15 protein-coding genes are annotated in these 18,136 nt (G+C 53.0%); 8 read left to right on the forward strand and 7 right to left on the reverse strand.

What is annotated here, in order from left to right:
- Nucleotides 1-181 precede the first annotated feature (181 nt).
- The 5 genes from MON40_RS13180 to MON40_RS13200 all read right to left on the reverse strand — a co-directional run bounded on the left by MON40_RS13180 (nt 182) and on the right by MON40_RS13200 (nt 2,843).
- On the reverse strand, nt 182-523 hold the full coding sequence (locus tag MON40_RS13180; protein ID WP_003779423.1) for a hypothetical protein: 342 nt from the start codon (nt 521-523) through the stop codon (nt 182-184).
- 294 nt (nt 524-817) lie between these two features.
- Nucleotides 818-1,222, reverse strand: a complete 405-nt coding sequence (locus MON40_RS13185) for a hypothetical protein (RefSeq protein ID WP_003779426.1) — start codon at nt 1,220-1,222, stop codon at nt 818-820.
- Between the two features lie 130 nt (nt 1,223-1,352).
- Nucleotides 1,353-2,018 carry a YqiJ family protein gene (locus tag MON40_RS13190; RefSeq protein ID WP_003767067.1) on the reverse strand — a complete coding sequence of 222 codons (666 nt, stop codon included), beginning with the start codon at nt 2,016-2,018 and terminating at the stop codon, nt 1,353-1,355.
- Between the two features lie 46 nt (nt 2,019-2,064).
- A complete protein-coding gene (locus MON40_RS13195) occupies nt 2,065-2,547 on the reverse strand; it encodes an OsmC family protein (RefSeq protein ID WP_003779428.1) in 483 nt (160 codons plus the stop codon).
- 68 nt (nt 2,548-2,615) lie between these two features.
- A complete protein-coding gene (locus MON40_RS13200) occupies nt 2,616-2,843 on the reverse strand; it encodes a hypothetical protein (RefSeq protein ID WP_003743669.1) in 228 nt (75 codons plus the stop codon).
- 128 nt (nt 2,844-2,971) lie between these two features.
- Here MON40_RS13200 and MON40_RS13205 point away from each other — a divergent pair, with 128 nt between their 5' ends.
- Both MON40_RS13205 and MON40_RS13210 read left to right on the forward strand, forming a co-directional pair.
- On the forward strand, nt 2,972-3,316 hold the full coding sequence (locus MON40_RS13205) for a hypothetical protein (protein ID WP_003779431.1): 345 nt from the start codon (nt 2,972-2,974) through the stop codon (nt 3,314-3,316).
- Between the two features lie 48 nt (nt 3,317-3,364).
- Entirely contained in the window at nt 3,365-3,754 is a 390-nt protein-coding gene (locus MON40_RS13210) for a PepSY domain-containing protein (protein WP_003779433.1), read from the forward strand.
- Nucleotides 3,755-3,842: 88 nt separating this feature from the next.
- Here the strand turns inward: MON40_RS13210 and MON40_RS13215 are convergent, their stop codons facing one another.
- Entirely contained in the window at nt 3,843-4,505 is a 663-nt protein-coding gene (locus MON40_RS13215; protein WP_003779434.1) for a PspA/IM30 family protein, read from the reverse strand.
- Between the two features lie 54 nt (nt 4,506-4,559).
- The gene (locus MON40_RS13220) at nt 4,560-5,060 is read right to left on the reverse strand and encodes a hypothetical protein (RefSeq protein WP_039863209.1); all 501 of its coding nucleotides are present in this window, start codon (nt 5,058-5,060) and stop codon (nt 4,560-4,562) included.
- A gap of 192 nt (nt 5,061-5,252) precedes the next feature.
- On the opposite strand from MON40_RS13220, the gene polA reads away from it, so the two are divergent.
- The 6 genes from polA to yccS all read left to right on the forward strand — a co-directional run bounded on the left by polA (nt 5,253) and on the right by yccS (nt 18,008).
- Nucleotides 5,253-8,042: a DNA polymerase I gene (gene polA / locus MON40_RS13225; protein ID WP_242925945.1), complete on the forward strand. Its 2,790-nt coding sequence runs from the start codon at nt 5,253-5,255 to the stop codon at nt 8,040-8,042.
- Between the two features lie 14 nt (nt 8,043-8,056).
- Nucleotides 8,057-9,010, forward strand: a complete 954-nt coding sequence (locus tag MON40_RS13230) for a hypothetical protein (RefSeq protein ID WP_242925946.1) — start codon at nt 8,057-8,059, stop codon at nt 9,008-9,010.
- Nucleotides 9,011-9,379: 369 nt separating this feature from the next.
- Entirely contained in the window at nt 9,380-10,225 is an 846-nt protein-coding gene (locus MON40_RS13235; protein WP_003779444.1) for a mechanosensitive ion channel family protein, read from the forward strand.
- Nucleotides 10,226-10,411: 186 nt separating this feature from the next.
- The gene (locus MON40_RS13240; RefSeq protein WP_009312456.1) at nt 10,412-10,906 is read left to right on the forward strand and encodes a GlcG/HbpS family heme-binding protein; all 495 of its coding nucleotides are present in this window, start codon (nt 10,412-10,414) and stop codon (nt 10,904-10,906) included.
- Between the two features lie 338 nt (nt 10,907-11,244).
- Entirely contained in the window at nt 11,245-15,453 is a 4,209-nt protein-coding gene (locus MON40_RS13245; RefSeq protein ID WP_039863173.1) for a translocation/assembly module TamB domain-containing protein, read from the forward strand.
- A gap of 407 nt (nt 15,454-15,860) precedes the next feature.
- On the forward strand, nt 15,861-18,008 hold the full coding sequence (gene yccS, locus MON40_RS13250) for a YccS family putative transporter (RefSeq protein ID WP_003779451.1): 2,148 nt from the start codon (nt 15,861-15,863) through the stop codon (nt 18,006-18,008).
- Nucleotides 18,009-18,136: the final 128 nt, after the last annotated feature.

Genomic DNA, 18,136 nt, shown 5'->3' on the forward strand with positions numbered 1-18,136 from the left:
GTCGGATTCTTGAATCCGACAATTTCGGTTATGTGCAATACGGTTGAAGCGGAGCGGTTCGTCGGATTCAAGAATCCGGCCTACCAAGCTTAAAATAACGACTATAACGGCTGCTTTTTGTTAGTTTTATAAAATTTTTAGCGAGTAAATTCGCAGCAGGACTTATAAAGTTGTGATTCTTTTATTCATCCTCATCATGTAAGAAGGCGTCTTCTTCCTCTATATAATTCTTTGTATCTTCCTGAGAAGCAATTGTATTATCCAGAAAATTTAGACTAACCTCATCGTCCTCGCTATCAAGGAATAAATGAATTTCACCACCCAGATTTATAATGCTTCTTAGTACTTTTCTGAATTCTCTTAGCTTTTCCAGATCTAAATATAAGGTTTCAAGAATCTTTTCTTTATTTTCAAGTCTTCTTTGAATTTCAATAATCGGTTCTTGATTAAAAGCTCGTATAACTTTCAAAATCTTAATTTCATTTTTATTAGTTGAAACTTTCACAAAAAATTTGTGTATCATTCTTTCCTTTCGAAATCAAAAATCTTCAATAGGGTTTATTCGTTTCCCTAGAAAGCTTTTCTTCCAGTTTTCACCGATTTGCTAAGTGAGTAAACCGTAGCGTGGGCTTTGCCCGCGGCCTACTGTCGTTTGAATCAAACGATCATCCGAGATGTTTGCTTCGTGGGCGAAGCCCACGCTACGGACTACTTGAGGGGTATCGGTTCAGACGGTTTTTTGGAATTTGGGGTCGTCTGAAAAGTTAAAAATAACGGTTTTAAAGGTAGGTCGGATTCAAGAATCCGACCTACCGAGCTAATTATCAACCGTATGAAAAGCAGTCAAAAACTCATTTCTTTTTAATAAGAACATCTTATGTTCAGGGGCATTCAAAGGCTTTTTATTTTCGGAGAATGCTGGAGCAATGCAACCCCATTCACCATTTCGTGCAAAATAAATAACAAAATCAATCTTAATTTCTCCCCATTGATTCGATACTTCTTGCTTCTTACCCTTATTGGCATCTACTGTTTTGATTTGGATACGGAAATAACGTTTTCCGTCCGAAATTAAAATATCCGTTTTATACCCATGATCCAAAACGGGGGTAAAAACCTGCCACCCATCTTGCATTAACCAAACAACCACCTGATTCTCAAAAGATGTATTCAACAAAGCCTGCTTAAGTCCGTCAGAAATTGCGTCTAATCTTCTTGGCATTTCATTTTTCCTTTTTGTGAGTTAAACGATAAATTTTTTTAAATTATGCTGATAGTGGTCATTTGAAAAACGGACTGTTCAAGTATGTAACTAATTAAGGTATGTACAGGAACTTCATTTTCAGACGACCTCAATCCACCAAGCTCCCGCTCGGGTTCAAAATCGCTTTAAACGTATTTCCCTCCAGCGACACCAGCAACACCGCGTCGCCCTGTTTCAACACTTCGTCGGAATCCGGTTCTGCCATTACATAATGCTGTTGACCATACACATCTTTCACCCGCACCTGCGCCGCGCTGCCTGCCCGTGCTTCGCCCAGTACCACCGTACCGATGCGTCCGATTAGGCTTTCCTGCGAAACAGCGGTGGTTTCGTCTTTGGGCATGATTTTGTACAGTCCGCCCGCCGTCAGGCGCACCAGCGGCAGCGAAAGGAACCACACGGCTACTGCCGCCAGCCATCCGTTCAGATAGCTGCCGAACACGGCGGCAAAGGTCGTCTGAAACAGGTAGCCCGTCAGTCCGTACACGGCAAGGAACACCACCATCAGCATCAACACCGGCACGCGACCGACATACAGCCAGCTCAGAAACCTGACGAACACGCCCGCGTCCGCAGCGTCCAGCCCGACTTCGGCGTGCGCGGTTTCGGTCAGGCTGTCGGGCAGCAGGTTGTCCAGCCAGTCGCTGATGCCGCCCGCCAGCATGGAGATGACTTCCAACACGCCGAGCAAAACCATCAGCGCGATGGCGATGCCGAAGATTTCCGTTTCGGGGGCGTTGATTAGATTCCACATTCTCGTGTTCCTTTTTATTCTTGCATTTCAAACAGGTATTGGATTTTCAGACGACCTCTCCGCTCTCAATCTCGGCGCGGCATTCAATTGGAAAGTTGACCGAGTTGGCGATGAAACACAGGCGGTGCGCTTCGTGATGCAGTTCCAAAGCTTTGGCGCGGTCGCTTCCTGCGGCGATGGTCACGCGCGGCTTCAACACGGCGGAGACGAAACGCCCCGCGCTCCCATTCCCGCCTTCGTCCATCACCGCTTCGGCATGGTCGGTGTAGGCGGTAACACAGATGCCCGCGTCGGCACACAGGTGCAGGTACCATAGTTTGTGGCAGGCAGAAACGGCGGCCAACAGCATTTCTTCCGGGTTCCAGCGGCCCGCATCGCCGCGGAAAGCTGGGTCGGCGGAACCGTGCAGGTCGGGCTTGCCCTCGGCGGAAACGGTAAAGTTGCGCAAATAAGCGGTGTAGGATGATGTGCCTTCGCCGAGATTGCCCGTCCATGTTGTCGCGGTGCGGTAAGTGTGTTTTTTGCTCATTTTGACATTCCTTTCAATTATTTACTGTTCGCGGCAATAAAGACGGTATCCGCCTTGAAACGCCGACTCTAGTTGAGCCAGGCATAAGCCGATGCGCCCGCCGCCAAACTGATGCCCAGCCACAGCAGGATTTTGGTTTCCGCCCATACGTCATCCCAATACCGCCCCCGCAGTGCGCTGATAATGTCGGGTGTGCAATAGAATTCGACGCATTCGACAAATTCGTCCCAATCCTTAAACATCACAAAGTAAAGTAAGACGGCGGTTAGCAAGCCGATCAAGATGGCAAAAATCATCAAATTCCCCTATTTTTCAGACGACCTGTGCGTATCGTAAAGAAAGGTCGTCTGAAACCGCTCCTAACTTTTCCCTAAGTCCTGCGTGTTTAAATGTCTATACCGACAACAGACGCAAAGGGAACGAAATGAAATATCCGCAGTCGCAATATATAGAACCGTTCAAACCGCTTTTGAAAAAACTGCTGCTTCCTGCCGCCGTCATTTGCGCCATTTTTCTTGCAGCAGAAGGTTTCGACCTTTACGAAGACTACGCCCAATACCGTATGGAAACCGACCCCGCGTTCGCGCAACACCACAACCGCGCCGTGTCCATCCTGCAAGGCAGAGGCTACGAGGTGCACGATTCCGACACCGACCTGCATTGGGCGAGACCCGTTTTGGAGTTTGAGGCCTACAAAGGCAGCTTGGAATACAAAATCGTGATGTCTTATCCCGATTTGAACATTATCGAAGAACGCGTTGATTTATAACCGCGCCCGAACATTCTTTACTTACCCCACGTCCCGAAAGGATACGACATGAAAAAACTATTACCGGCATTACTCCTGGGCAGTATCGCACTGGCCGCATGCGCCGCCCCTTACCCCGATGATTATTACGACGACTACTATTATGACCGCTATGAGCGCGATTACGATCGTTATGACGACTACCGTTACCGCGACGGCAAGTATTACGATGACGACTACATCGAACACCAAATTTACAGCGATCCGTCTTTCGAACAAAAACGCGCGCAAGTCATGCGGATACTCGAACGACGCGGCTACCGCGTCCATGAAATCGAAGCCGACGACCGCCGCGGCCGCCCCGTCCTGAAAGCCGAAGCCTTCAGAAACGGACGCGAATACGACATCGTTTTCTCATGGCCGGATTTACGGATTATCAGCGAACGCATCGACTACTGATTCGTTCCGCCACACGCCGCAAGGGCAAACTCCGCGCGGCGTTTTTCTTTTCAGACGACCTTATTTGTTTAGGAGGTCGTCTGAAAACTTATTTTCCCACTTTCAACGCCGCCAACCGTTCGGCAATACGGTTGTTGCGGCTCAAGTCTTCTAACTCCTTCAATTTTGCCAACTGCGCCGCATCGGTGCTGCTGTGTACCGCGTTTTGACGACCCATCACGCGGTCGAAGGCGTTGCCGCTTTTTTCGGCATCACGGGCGATGCGGTTGAGGTCGCTGCCGCCTGCCGCTTTGCCTGCGCCCGTGCTTTGCTGCGCGGCGCGCCAGTCTTGCAACTGCTGCTGCATCTCGCGTTTTTTCGCCTGCAAGGCGGCGATAAAGCCTTCAAGTTCTTTTTCCTGCGCGGCGCAATCGGCGATGGTGTTTTCCAAAACAGGCAGACGCGCTTCGATGTCCATTTGTTCGGCGATACCCGCCTCGGCAAGATCGTCGCGCCCCGCCGCTACGGCGGCTTGCAGGTTGGCATCGATGGCTTCGTGGCGGTTGCTCTCGTCCGCCATTTTCTTGGCGGCAAGGTGTTTCTGCGCCAACACCTTGCCCAATTCGGCACGCACCTCGTCCACTGCCCGCTCGATTTCGCGGATGCTCTCGTTCATGACCGCCTCAGGTGCAAGGTTCTCCGCCGCATCAATCAGGGCATGAAAACCGCCGCTCACCAGACGGCCCACTCTGCGGGATAGGGTTTCGCTCATTTGGATTTTCCTTTCAATAAAATGTGTTTGATTTAAGTGGGTGCAGGATAGACCTCAAACCTCGCCTGCCTGCTGCACAATCCTCGCCAGTTTCAAAGTGTTTTCAAGCTGTTGCAGAACGGTATCGTCGTATGCCGCGCCTTTGCCGGTTACGGCGAGCTGCAAGATGCTGTCGGTGAGGCGGACGATGCGCCACATCAGTTCGCGTTCGTATTTTTTCAAATCGTCGAGGTCGGCTTCTTCGGGCAGGTCGGCGGCGAGCGTTGCGCCCAAGTCGGGCAGCTGCTCAAACAATCGCGCCACGATATGCGAATGCGCCCCCGCCTGCTTTTCCGCGTGCAGCACGTCATGTTTCGCCGCTTGGAAAAACTGCTCCTGCGCCGTCAGCGCGGAACCGTAATCGCGCGTCTGCGTATGCGCCAAACGCGCCTGCTTGAGCAGCTCGCGGATTTTTTCAGACGGCGTATTCGCGCCTTCGATTTTTAATTCAGCAATAAAATCAGCGTCTTCCTGAGTAATTCGCACGCTGACGGGGATACGGTTTGTCGCATTCATATTCATTTGATTTGGTTTGTATTCATTTGTATGCAAATATACAAGATGAAATGACAAGGCGCAATATTTGAAATGGTTTATTTTTGTAAACCCTAAAATGCGCTGAAACACGTTTGCGGATACATGGGGAGAACCGAGCTTTTCCTTTATAATCCATCCATCTATTTTTCACTTATTTCAAGCAGGTTCACCATGTCCAAACCCACTCTCCTCCTCGTTGACGGCTCTTCTTATCTCTACCGCGCTTATCACGCGATGGCGCAGTTGTCCGCGCCTGACGGTGCGCCTACGGGTGCGCTTTATGGCGTGTTGAACATGCTGCGCCGGCTGCGGGCGGATTATGTGCATGATTATTGCGCGGTGGTGTTTGATGCGAAAGGCAAGAATTTCCGCCACGAGATGTTCCCCGACTATAAGGCGACTCGCCCGCCGATGCCGGACGATTTGCGCCCGCAGGCGGAAGCTTTGCCGGATTTGGTGCGGCTGATGGGCTGGCCGGTGCTGGTGATTCCGCAAGTCGAAGCGGACGACGTTATCGGCACGCTGGCGGCGATGGCTGGCGAAGCGGGTTGGAATGTGGTGGTGTCCACCGGCGATAAGGACATGGCGCAGCTGGTGAACGAACGCGTAACGCTGGTGAACACGATGAGCGGCGAAACGCTGGACATTGAAGGCGTGAAGGCGAAATTCGGCGTGCGCCCCGACCAAATCCGCGATTATCTCGCGCTGATGGGCGATAAGGTGGACAACGTGCCGGGCGTGGAGAAGTGCGGCCCGAAAACGGCGGTGAAGTGGCTGGAAGCCTACGGTTCGCTGGCTGGTGTGATGGAACACGCTGCGGAAATCAAGGGCAAGGTCGGCGAAAACCTGCAAGCCGCGCTGCCCCAACTGCCGCTTTCGTATGATTTGGTGACGATTAAAACCGATGTGGATTTACACACCGAGCTTTCAGACGGCCTCGAAAGCCTGCGCCGCACTTCGCCGAAATGGTCGCAGCTTGCGGTCGATTTCAAACGCTGGGGCTTCCGCACTTGGCTGAAAGAAGCGGAAAGCCGTATGCACGAAGCGGCGGCCGGCGATTTGTTCGGCAGCGATACGATAGGCGAACAGGCGGCGTTGGACATGGAAACGTCGTCTGAAAAAATCATAGAACATGCACCCGCCCCCGAAAAGCTGGATTATCAAGCCGTTACCACCGAAGCGCAGTTTGCCGCTTTGTTGGACAAACTGTCGCAGGCGGACAAAATCGGCATCGACACGGAAACCACTTCCCTAGACGCGATGAATGCCTCGATGGTCGGCATCAGCATCGCGTTCCAAGCAGGCGAAGCGGTTTACATCCCCGTAGGCCACAGCCTGACCGCCGTGCCTGAACAGCTTGATTTACAAGACGTATTAGGTTGTCTGAAACCGCATTTGGAAAACCCCGCCCTGAAAAAAATCGGGCAAAACCTCAAATACGACCAACACGTTTTCGCCAACTACGGCATCGCCCTGAACGGCATTGCCGGCGACTCCATGCTCGCTTCCTACATCATCGAGAGCCATCTCGGACACGGCTTGGACGAATTGTCCGAACGCTGGCTGGGCTTGGAAACCATTACCTACGAATCCTTGTGCGGCAAAGGCGCGAAGCAAATCGGTTTTGCCGACGTCGCCATCGAGCAGGCGACCGAATACGCAGCCCAAGACGCCGATTTCGCCCTGCGCCTCGAAGCGCACCTGCGCGCGCAAATGGACGCCAAACAGCTTGAAATGTATGAAAAAATGGAGCTGCCCGTCGCGCAGGTATTGTTTGAAATGGAACGCAACGGCGTTCAAATCGACCGCGCCGAACTCGCCCGCCAAAGCGCGGAACTCGGCGCCGAGCTGATGAAGCTTGAACAAGAGGCCTATGCCGCCGCAGGCCAGCCGTTTAACCTCAACTCGCCCAAACAGCTTCAAGAAATTCTGTTCGACAAAATGGGCATCCCCACCAAAGGCCTGAAAAAAACCGCCAAAGGCGGCATTTCCACTAACGAAGCCGTGCTCGAACAGCTCGCGCCCGACTACCCCCTGCCCAAAATCATCCTGCAAAACCGCAGCCTGGCGAAACTCAAATCCACCTACACCGACAAACTGCCCGAAATGATTTCCCCCAAAGACGGCCGCGTGCATACCACCTACGCCCAAGCTGTCGCCATTACCGGCCGCCTCGCCAGCAACAACCCCAACCTACAAAACATTCCCATCCGCACTGCCGAAGGCCGCCGCGTGCGCCGCGCCTTCACCGCACCGCAAGGCAGCGTCATCGTTTCCGCCGACTATTCCCAAATCGAGCTACGCATCATGGCGCACCTCTCCGGCGACAAAACTCTCATCGCCGCGTTCCAAAACGGCGAAGACGTACACCGCCGCACCGCCGCCGAAGTATTCGGCATCGCCCCCGAAAACGTCTCGCCCGAACAACGCCGCTACGCCAAAACCATCAACTTCGGCCTCATTTACGGCATGGGGCAATACGGCCTCGCCAAATCGCTGGGCATAGACAACCTGTCCGCCAAAACCTTCATCGACCGCTACTTCGCCCGCTACCCCGGCGTCGCCGAATACATGCAGCGCACCAAAGAACAAGCCGCCGCCCAAGGCTACGTCGAAACCCTGTTCGGCCGCCGCCTCTACCTGCCCGACATCCGCAACAAAAACGCCAACGCCCGCGCCGGAGCCGAACGCGCCGCCATCAACGCCCCCATGCAAGGCACCGCCTCCGACCTCATCAAACGCGCCATGATAGACGTGTCCCGCTGGCTGGTTTCAGACGACCTGAAGAGCAAACTGATTATGCAGGTGCATGACGAACTGGTGCTGGAAGTCCCCGAAGCCGAACTAGATTTAGTGAAAGAAAAACTGCCGCAGATTATGGCGAAAGTGGATGATGGGATGTTGAAAGTGCCGCTGGTGGCTGAGGTGGGTGTGGGGATGAATTGGGAAGAGGCGCATTGATTGAAAGGTGTTATATGCTATCTTTATTTAAAGAAAATTTAATTTTTGGTATATTTTTTCTAAATGTTCCTATAGTAGTTGGAATAGTTCTAAAAATTTCAAAATGGCTTGATGATGCTTTTGGTAAAGGGGATGTTGCGCAACAAATTCCTGATTATTTGAGAAAATTAAAAATTAATAAACCCTTTTCAAGTTTTCTAATTTCCTCAGTTTATCTATCGGATATTATTTATGGGAAGAAAATAATATCTTTTCGTGCATTCCTAACTTCATCCATTGTAACATTTTTATTTTTCATTATTTTTTGTATCACTTTGGTATTAAAAAATCCACACAGCTGGCTTAGCATTTCTATCATAAAAAAATTAGTATGGGAAAAATTTTCATACTTAATGATATTTGGTATTTTTATTGATTATTTTTCAATATCTTTAACAAGGTATATTTTTAATTGGTCCTCCAAAAAGAATATTAAAGTTCAAGTAGTCTCTGTATTTCTAGATTTTGTCTTTTCTATATTTTTATTTTCAATTTTATTTTTTATTTGTAAATCAATAATTTTAAGTCAAAATATATTATATGAAAATGTTTTCAATATTTTAATAAACCAAATCATTGAATGGTTTAAATATCCTTCTGAATTATCGTTACAACTTGTAACATTAGATGATTGGTATATATACCCTAATGGAAAAATTGAAGGAGGAAAATCAGAAATTATTTACGCTTTTCCAGAGGGAATACTATTTTTTTCTAGTCTTTTTACATCATTTTTTGGTATTGTATTTTTACTTGCTTCTATACTTTATAAATGCACATCAAAGCTTGATAAACTAAAGAGTTTTTTACTAAAACAGAGTGCTTCTGACAAACCTATTTTCTGTGCAACAATTATTTTATTGACAACAGTATTCTTACCTTTTTCAATTTTTATAATCATCTTTATGGGACTAATATCTATACTATAGTCAATTAAGCCAGCCGTAGCCGTAGGTCGGATACTTGTATCCGACAAAAGCCTGCTATCTCAAAAGCCGTCAGATTCGAGAATCTGACCTACTGAAACTGGACATCGGGTGTAGGGTGTGTGCGGTACGCACGCACGCGGTTATTGAACCCCAAAACCCATCCAAGGTCGTCTGAAAAACCCGTTACAGAGTTTTTCAGACGACCTTTATTCTTCCCGCCGACAGGCATACAATCACGGGCGCAGTTCCCTTTATGGATTCAATACGACTCAGGTACGCGGTTTAAGGTCGTCTGAAAAAATAGACAGGCTTGCTGTAAACCGAATAATATCCAAATTTCCAATCATCCTTTGACCAGAAATAAAAATCATGAATTTCGATCTTGAAAACCTCTCTTCATTCGCGGGCTGGGAACGTCTTGCTGAAACCGGCATGGCATTCGGTACCAACCTCGTTGCCGCGCTGGCGATTTTCTTTGTCGGCAGATGGATTGCCGCCCGTCTCGTTATCCTGATGAAAGCTGCGCTGACCCGTGCCAAAGTGGACAGAACGCTCGTCAGCTTCCTCGGCAATGTGGCTAACGTCGGCCTGTTAATCCTGATCATCATTGCCGCGCTGGGCAAGCTGGGCATTCCGACCACGTCGGTTACCGCCTTAATCGGCGGCGCGGGTTTGGCGGTGGCTTTGTCGCTGAAAGACCAACTGTCGAACTTTGCCGCCGGCGCGCTGATTATTCTGTTCCGTCCGTTTAAAGTCGGCGACTACATCAAAGTCAACGGCTTCGAAGGCTTTGTTAGCGAAATTAAAATGGTGCAGACCGCGCTGAGTACGCCGGATAACGAAGAAGTCATCCTGCCCAACAGCGTCGTCATGAGCAACAGTATCGTGAACCGTTCCTCCATGCCGCTGTGCCGCGTGCAGGTGGTGGTCGGTGTGGATTACGCCTGTGATTTGAAAGCCGCCAAAGCCGCCGTTTTGAAAGCCGCCACCGAGCATCCTTTGTGCGTACAGACCCAAGGCAAAGAGGCAGTAACATATATTACCAACCTGGGCGACAGCGCCATTGAAGTTACACTTTGGGCGTGGACGAACGAAGCCGATTTGGGCGCGTTCCGCTTCGGGCTGAACGAGCAGGTAGTGGAAAACCTGCGTGCCGCCAATATCAATATTCCTTTCCCGCAGCGCGATGTGCATATCATCCAGCAGCAGGGGTAAGGGTAAGTTTCGGATTGACGAATCCGACCTGCTGAAACCGCGGGCATACGGTGTTTGAATCCAAAGCCCATCTGAGGTCGTCTGAAAACCTGTCTTATGGTTTTCAGACGACCTTTATTCTTCCCGCCGACAGGCATACAATCAAAAGTGCAGTACCTTTCATTGATTCAATACAAGGAGACAGTTATGCGCGGCATAAAATCAGTTGCATTGTTGTGTACTTTGGCATTGGGTGCGCCGGCGTTTTCGGCGGGTTTGACCAAAACGCTGCCGGGCGATTTGACGACGGCTCAGGCGCAGGCGGTGGTACAGGCTTCGATGAAAAAGGCGCGTGAAATCAAGGTGCCGATGAATATCGCGGTTATGGACGCGGGCGGTAATTTGAAGGCGTTTGCGCGTATGGACGATGCGTTTATCGGCAGCATTGATATTGCGCAGAAAAAGGCGAAAACGGCACGCTATTTCAATATGTCCACCCGCGATTTGGGCAAGGCTTCGCAGCCGGGCGGTGAGCTTTACGGCATTGAGGTGACCAACGACGGTTTGGTGATTTTCCCCGGCGGTGTGCTGCTGGTGGATAAAAACGGCGTTATCGTCGGCAGCGTCGGCGTGAGCGGCGGCTCGGTCGATGAAGACGAAAGCGTCGCAAAAGCAGGTGCGGCGGTATTGTCGGGCAGGTAAGCCGCAGCTTGAGGCAACCCGCCGCGTTTCTTTTCATTGATTTGCGTTGGGTTGCTGAAATGAGCAGAGGTCGTCTGAAAAATGTGGGTTTTAATCCCTGCAATCTTTTCAGACGACCTTTTTACATTTGTTGGCATTTTACCGCTGTAAACATGGCGTTTGGGTATATGGGGTCGTCTGAAACCTGAAATGCTGTCTTTCCCAAGCACAATTCGCCGCAATGGGATATGATTATCCTTTTTCAGACGACCTGTCTTGATATGGGGTCGTCTGAAAAGTTGATTCCGTCGGGTGCGGCGGAGTCCTGTGCAGCCGTTAAGTCATACAAGAAAGTTAAGATGTCCGAAACAGCAGTCCAAGAAACCCAAGAAACGCCAAACAGTGTGCCTACGTCGTCTGAAACACAATCCACCCCGCCCAAGCGCAAGAGACGCTGGTTGCGGGGTCTGTTGCTGACGTTGGTTGTGCTGGTGTGCGCGCTGGCGGGCTTTATCGGCTGGCTGGTGGGGACGGAATCGGGCTTGCGTTTCGGTTTGTACAAGATTCCGTCCTGGTTTGGTGTGAAGATTGCGTCGGAAACGCTGGAAGGTACGCTGGTTAAGGGTTTTCACGGCGATAAGTGGATGATTGAAACGGATGGGGCGGATGTGAAAATCAGCGCGTTCCGTTTTGATTGGAAGCCGTCCGAGCTGTTTCAGCGCAGCCTGCACATTACTGAAATTGTGGCGGGCGATATTGCGGTCGTGCCGAAGCCGACGCCGCCGAAAGAGAAAAAGCCGTCCAAAGGGCTGCCGGAGAGCATTGATTTGCCTGTGCTGGTGTTCGTTGACCGTTTGGAAACGGGCAGACTCAGCGTGGGCAAAAATTTTGACAAGCAGACGGTCTATCTCGACCATCTGAATGCGGCATACCATTACGATCAGAAAGAACACCGCTTGGATTTGAAAGCCCTCGATACGCCGTGGAGCAATTCGACGGGTTCGGCGGTGGTCGGGCTGGAGAAGCCGTTTGCGCTCAATACGACGGTTCAGACGAAGGGCGAGCTGGAAGGCGAGACGATAGAGGGTAAGGCACGTCTGTGGGGCAGTTTGCAGGATGTGCAGACTGAAATTCTGCTGGACGGCGACGATGTGCATTTGTCGGCGAAATCTACGGTGCATCCTTTTGCCGCTTCGTTGGACAAGATGATCGGCGAGGTGCTGATTAAGGGTTTCAACATCAATCCGACTGCTTTCCTGCCGTCGCTGCCTAAGGCAAACCTGACGTTTGACGCGACCGTCGTGCCTTCGTTTACGCACGGTATCGCGCTGGACGGCTCGCTCGACTTGGAAAACAAGGCGGCGGGTTTTGCCGATGCAAAATCCATTCCGGTGCGCAACATTCTGGCGGACTTCACGATTAACGACAACGGCGTGGTAACTGTCCAAGAGTCTGAAATCGGGCTGTTGGAGGAAGGTTCGTTCAATGTTGCCGGTACGGTCGATACGGTAAAAAACGCGCTTGCGCTCAAGATTAATGTGAACAATCTTGTTTCAGACGACCTCGTCCGCACCAATGTTGCCGGTCAGTGGAACGGGTTTATCGGTGTCAAAGGCGAAACTTCATCGCCCGCTGTGGACTGGAATCTTGAAAGCAGCAACGCGCAACTTTCCGGCCTGCTGTCCTTCGCCACCGACAGAAAACACGGACAGCGCACCCTCAAACTCGACCGCGTCCGCGTCGCACCGCAAAACGGCGGCGAACTGACGGCGCAAGGTTCGCTCGAACTCTTCAAAGACCGCCTGCTCAAGCTCGATGTTTCCAGCAAGGCGTTCAATCCTTCCCGCCTTGACCCGAAACTGCCTGCAGGCAGCGTCAATGGCACCATCAATCTCTCAGGCGAACTGGCGAAAGAAAAATTCGCCGGCAAAATGCAGTTTGCGCCGAGTACGTTAAACAACGTCCCCCTCAGCGGTAAAGCCGATGTCGTTTACGAATCCGGACACCTCCCGCGCGCGCTGACCGATTTGCGTTTGGGCAACAATATCGTCAAAACCAACGGCAGCTTCGGTAAAAAAGGCGACCGCCTCAATATCGACATCACCGCTCCCGACCTTTCCCGTTTCGGTTTCGGACTGGGCGGGCTGCTCAATACGCGCGGCTACATTTCAGGCGACCTCAAAGGCGGGCTGAAAACCTACGAAGCCGACCTCTCCGGCGAAGCGCGCGCACTGCGTGTCGGCGATGCCGTCAACATCCGTATGCTTGACTTCAAACTCAAAGGCACGCCCGACATCAACCGTCCGCTTGCCGCCGACATCAAAGGCAGCCACATCGCCCTTTCCGGCGGCGCGACCGTCATCGATGCGGTCGACCTGTCCCTCAACGGAACGGGCGCGCAACACCGCATACACGGCAGCAGCAGCATGGCGTTGGACGGTAAACCTTACAAACTCGAAGTCAACGCGGCGGGCGGTCTGAACAAAGACTTCAATCAGTGGAAAGGCAGCGTGGACACGCTCGACATCGGTGGCGCGTTCAACCTCAAACTGCAAAACCGCATGAACCTCGAAGCAGGTGCGGAACGCGTTTCCATGAGCGCGGCGCGCTGGAGCGCAATGGGAGGCAGCCTCAACCTGCAAAACTTCGTTTGGGACAAAAAAGCCGGCATCACCAGCAAAGGCAGTGCGCAAAGCCTGCACATCACCGAGCTGCAAAACTTCGTCAAAATCCCCGTCGAACACAACTTGGTACTCGGCGGCGATTGGGATTTGGCGTACAGTCAAAACGCCCGCGGCTACCTCAACATCAACCGCCAAAGCGGCGACATCATCCTGCCGAACAAAGACCCGAAAAAACAGATGCCCTTGGGTTTGAGCGCGCTCTCCTTGCGTACCCGTTTCCAAAACGGTCGCATCGACAGCACGCTTGACGGCAGCACCCGTTTCGGCAGCGTCAACGCCAATCTGGGCATCAGCCAGCAGTTCGGCAACAAAATCGCCAATGCGCCCATAAGCGGCAAAATCAACCTCAACGTCCCCGACTTGGGCGCCATCAAAACCTTCCTGCCCGCTACCGCGCAAGGCATTACAGGTCGTCTGAACGCAGCCGCCACCATAGGCGGGCGCGTCGGTTCGCCCACCATCGCCGCCACCTTGAACGGCACCAGCAACTACGGCACTGCCGACGGTACGGTCAACATCGGACAAGGCGCCAGCATGGACACCGCGCCTTTGAGCGGCAAACTCAACCTCAACGTCGCCGACCTCGAAGTCTTCCGCAACTTCCTGCCCGTCGGACAAACCGTCAAAGGTCGTCTGAATGCCGCCGTCAGCCTTGGCGGACGCGTCGGCGAACCGCAGCTTTCTGGTACGCTCAACGGCGAAAACCTCTACTACCGCAACCAAACCCAAGGCCTCATCCTCGACAACGGCGTTTTACGTTCCCATTTGCAGGGGCAGCGCTGGGTCATCGACAGCCTCAAGTTCCACAAAGGCGGTACGCTCGAGCTTAAAGGCTCTGTCAACCTTGCCAACGCCGATCCGGACGTTGACGTAGATGTCGTCTTCGACAAATACGACACCCTTTCCCGTCCGAACCGCCGCCTGCGCCTCTCCGGCAGCGCGAAAGTGCAATACAACCAGCAAAAAGGCGTGTTCCTCAACGGTACGTTAAACAGCGACTACGGTATGTTCGGTTCGCAAAAATCCTCCATGCCCTCGTTGGACGACGATGTCGTCGTGTTGGGCGAAGAGAAAAAACAAACCGCCGCCGTGACGCCCATCAACCTCAACCTGACGCTCAACCTCAACGACAACATCCGTTTCGTCGGTTACGGCGCAGACATCACCATAGGCGGCAAGCTGACCATCACGTCCCACCCGGGCGAAGCCATCCAAGGCGTCGGTACGGTTAAAGTCGTTAAAGGCCGTTACAAAGCCTACGGACAAGACCTCGACATCACCAAAGGTACGGTTTCTTTCGTCGGTCCGCTCAACAACCCTAATTTGAACATCCGCGCCGAACGCCGTCTTTCCCCCGTCGGTGCGGGCGTCGAAGTCCTCGGCAGCCTCTCCAATCCGCGCGTGACCCTCGTTGCCAAAGAGGCGATGAGCGAAAAAGACAAGCTCTCTTGGCTCATCCTCAACCGCGCCAGCAGCGGCAGCGACGGCGACAATGCCGCACTTTCCGCAGCAGCAGGCGCGCTCCTTGCCGGACAAGTCAACGACAGGCTCGGACTGGTGGACGATTTGGGCATCACCAGCCAACGCAGCCGCAACGCCCAAACCGGCGAACTCAACCCCGCCGAACAAGTGCTGACCGTCGGCAAGCAGTTCACCAACAACCTCTACGCAGGTTACGAATACGGTCTTTCCAGTGCCGAACAGTCGGTCAAGCTCGTGTACCAGCTCACCCGCGCCATCCAAGCCGTCGCCCGCGTCGGCAGCCGTTCATACGGCGGCGAGTTGAAATACACCATCCGTTTCGACAGGCTCTTCCGTTCGGATTACGAAAACGACCGCAAAATCGAAGAAGCGGAAAAACAGAAAGCCGAGCAAACGCAATAACGCCGACGAAAAAGAAAAGGTCGTCTGAAAACCACACTTTAGGGTTTTCAGACGACCTTTTTCATGCGCGGCAATCTCGTTCCTTTTTCTTGAGGACAGACAGGCAGGTCGGTCATATCCGTTCCGCAGGGGCACTGTCGGACAGGTTTTCAGACGACCCCATAGCCCCCGCCCCGCCCTAAAATCCTGTTAGAATACCGTTTCATTTCATTCATAATATAGTGGATTAACTAAATCAGGACAAGCGACGAAGCCGCAGACAGTACAGATAGTACGGAACCGATTCACTTGGTGCTTCAGCACCTTAGAGAATCGTTCTCTTTGAGCTAAGGCGAGGCAACGCCGTACTGGTTTAAAGTTAAGCCACTATAATCAAACCATTCCCATTTAAAGCCGCGCCCAATACGATGAAACTCCCGCCGCTCAAACCCCTCATCATCACCTCGCTGCCCGTTTTCGCCAGCGTCTTTATCGCCGCAACCCTCGTCTGGCGGTTTGGCACGCCCAAGCTCGCCATGCCCTTCGTGCTCGGCATCATCGCGGGCGGCCTCGTCGATTTGGACAACCGCCTGACAGGTCGTCTGAAAAACATCATCATCACCGTCGCCCTGTTCACCCTCTCGTCGCTCGTCGCCCAAAGCACGCTCGGCACCGGCCTGCCCTTCATCCTCGCCATGACCCTGATGACGTTCGGCTTTACCATTTTGGGCGCGGTCGGGCTGAAATACCGCACTTTCGCGTTCGGCGCACTTGCCGTCGCCACCTACACCACGCTCACCTACACCCCCGAAACCTTCTGGCTGACCAATCCCGTCATGATTCTGCTCGGGACCGTGTTATACAGCACCTGCACACTCGTTTTCCAAATCATCCTCCCGCACCGCCCCGTCCAAGAAAGCGTCGCCAACGCCTACGAAGCGCTCGGCGGCTATTTTGACGCCAAAGCCGACTTTTTCGATCCCGACGAAGCCGCCTGGCTCGGCAACCGTCAAATCGACCTTGCCATGAGCAACACCGGCGTTATTACCGCCTTCAACCAATGCCGCGCCGCCCTGTTTTACCGCCTGCGCGGCAAACACCGCCACCCGCGCACCGCCAAAATGCTGCGCTACTACTTCACCGCCCAAGATATACACGAACGCGTCAGCTCCGCCCACGCCGACTACACCGAGCTGACCGACACCCTCAAAAACACCGACCTCATCTTCCGCATCCGCCGCCTGCTCGAAATGCAGGGGCAGGCGTGCCGCAACGTTGCCGCCGCCCTGAGGAACGGCAAAGACTACACATACAGCAAACGCCTCGGACGCGCGATGGAAGGCTGCCGCCAATCCCTCGCCCACTACACCGACGACCACCCCGAAAGCCGCAACATCCACCACATCCGCCGCCTGCTCGACAACCTCGGCAGCGTCGACCACCAACTGCGCCAACTCCAACACAGCGACTCCCCCGCCGAAAACGAAAACAGCAGCGACACCCGCATCGCCGCCCTCGAAAACAGCAGCCTGAAAAACGTCTGGCAGACCGTCCGCAGCCAGCTCAACTTCGAGTCGGGCGTTTTCCGTCATGCCACGCGCCTCTCCATCCTCGTTGCCGCCTCCTGCATCATCGTCGAAATCCTCCATCTCAACCTCGGCTACTGGATACTCCTGACCGCAGTCTTCGTCTGCCAACCCAACTACACCGCCACCAAAAGCCGCGTGTACCAACGCATCGCCGGCACCATCCTCGGCGTCATCGTCGGCTCCCTTGTGCCTTATTTCACCCCGTCCGTCGAAACCAAACTCTGGATCGTCATCGCCAGCACCACCCTGTTTTTCATGACCCGAAGCTACAAATACAGCTTCTCCACCTTCTTCATCACCATCCAAGCCCTCACCAGCTTCTCTCTCGCCGGGCTGGACGTCTATGCCGCCATGCCCGTCCGCATCATCGACACCATCGTCGGCTCCGTCCTCGCGTGGGCAGCCGTCACCTACCTCTGGCCGGACTGGCGTTACCTCACCCTCGAAAAAACCGCCGCCCAAACCGTCGGCGGCAACGGCGCCTACCTCAGAAAAATCCTCGACCAGCTCCAATACGGCATCGCCGACGACGTCGAATACCGCACCGTCCGCCGCCAAGCCCACGAACGCACCGCTACCCTCAGCAGCACCCTCTCCGACATGAGCAGCGAACCCAAAAAATACGGCAACAACCTGCAAAGCGGCTTCAACCTTCTCAAAACCAGCTACGCCCTGACCGGCTACATCTCCGCACTCGGCGCATACCGCAGCGAAATGGACGGCGCGTGCAGCCCCGACTTCGTCCGCAAGTTCTACCAAAGCGGCTACCGCATCGCCGACCTGCTCGAACACCTCCCGCAAACCGGCGAACAAGATTTTCAGACGACCCTCTCCCAAATCCGAACCGACTTGGAAACCTTACAAACAGAAGCAGGCGACGAACGTCAAAGCCACATCCTCCACCGGCAGCTCACCCTCATCGCCAACCAGCTCGACCCATGCTACCGCAGCCTGCACGACATTGAAGCCAGCCCGCAGGCCGTGTGATATAGTGGATTAACTTTAAACCAGTACGGCGTTGCCTCGCCTTTCCCTACTATCTGTACTGCCTGCGGCCTCATCGCCTTGTCCTGATTTAGTTAATCCACTATATTAATCGGCAGGCAAACGAAAGG

The organism is Neisseria macacae ATCC 33926, assembly GCF_022749495.1.
GTDB lineage: Bacteria > Pseudomonadota > Gammaproteobacteria > Burkholderiales > Neisseriaceae > Neisseria > Neisseria macacae.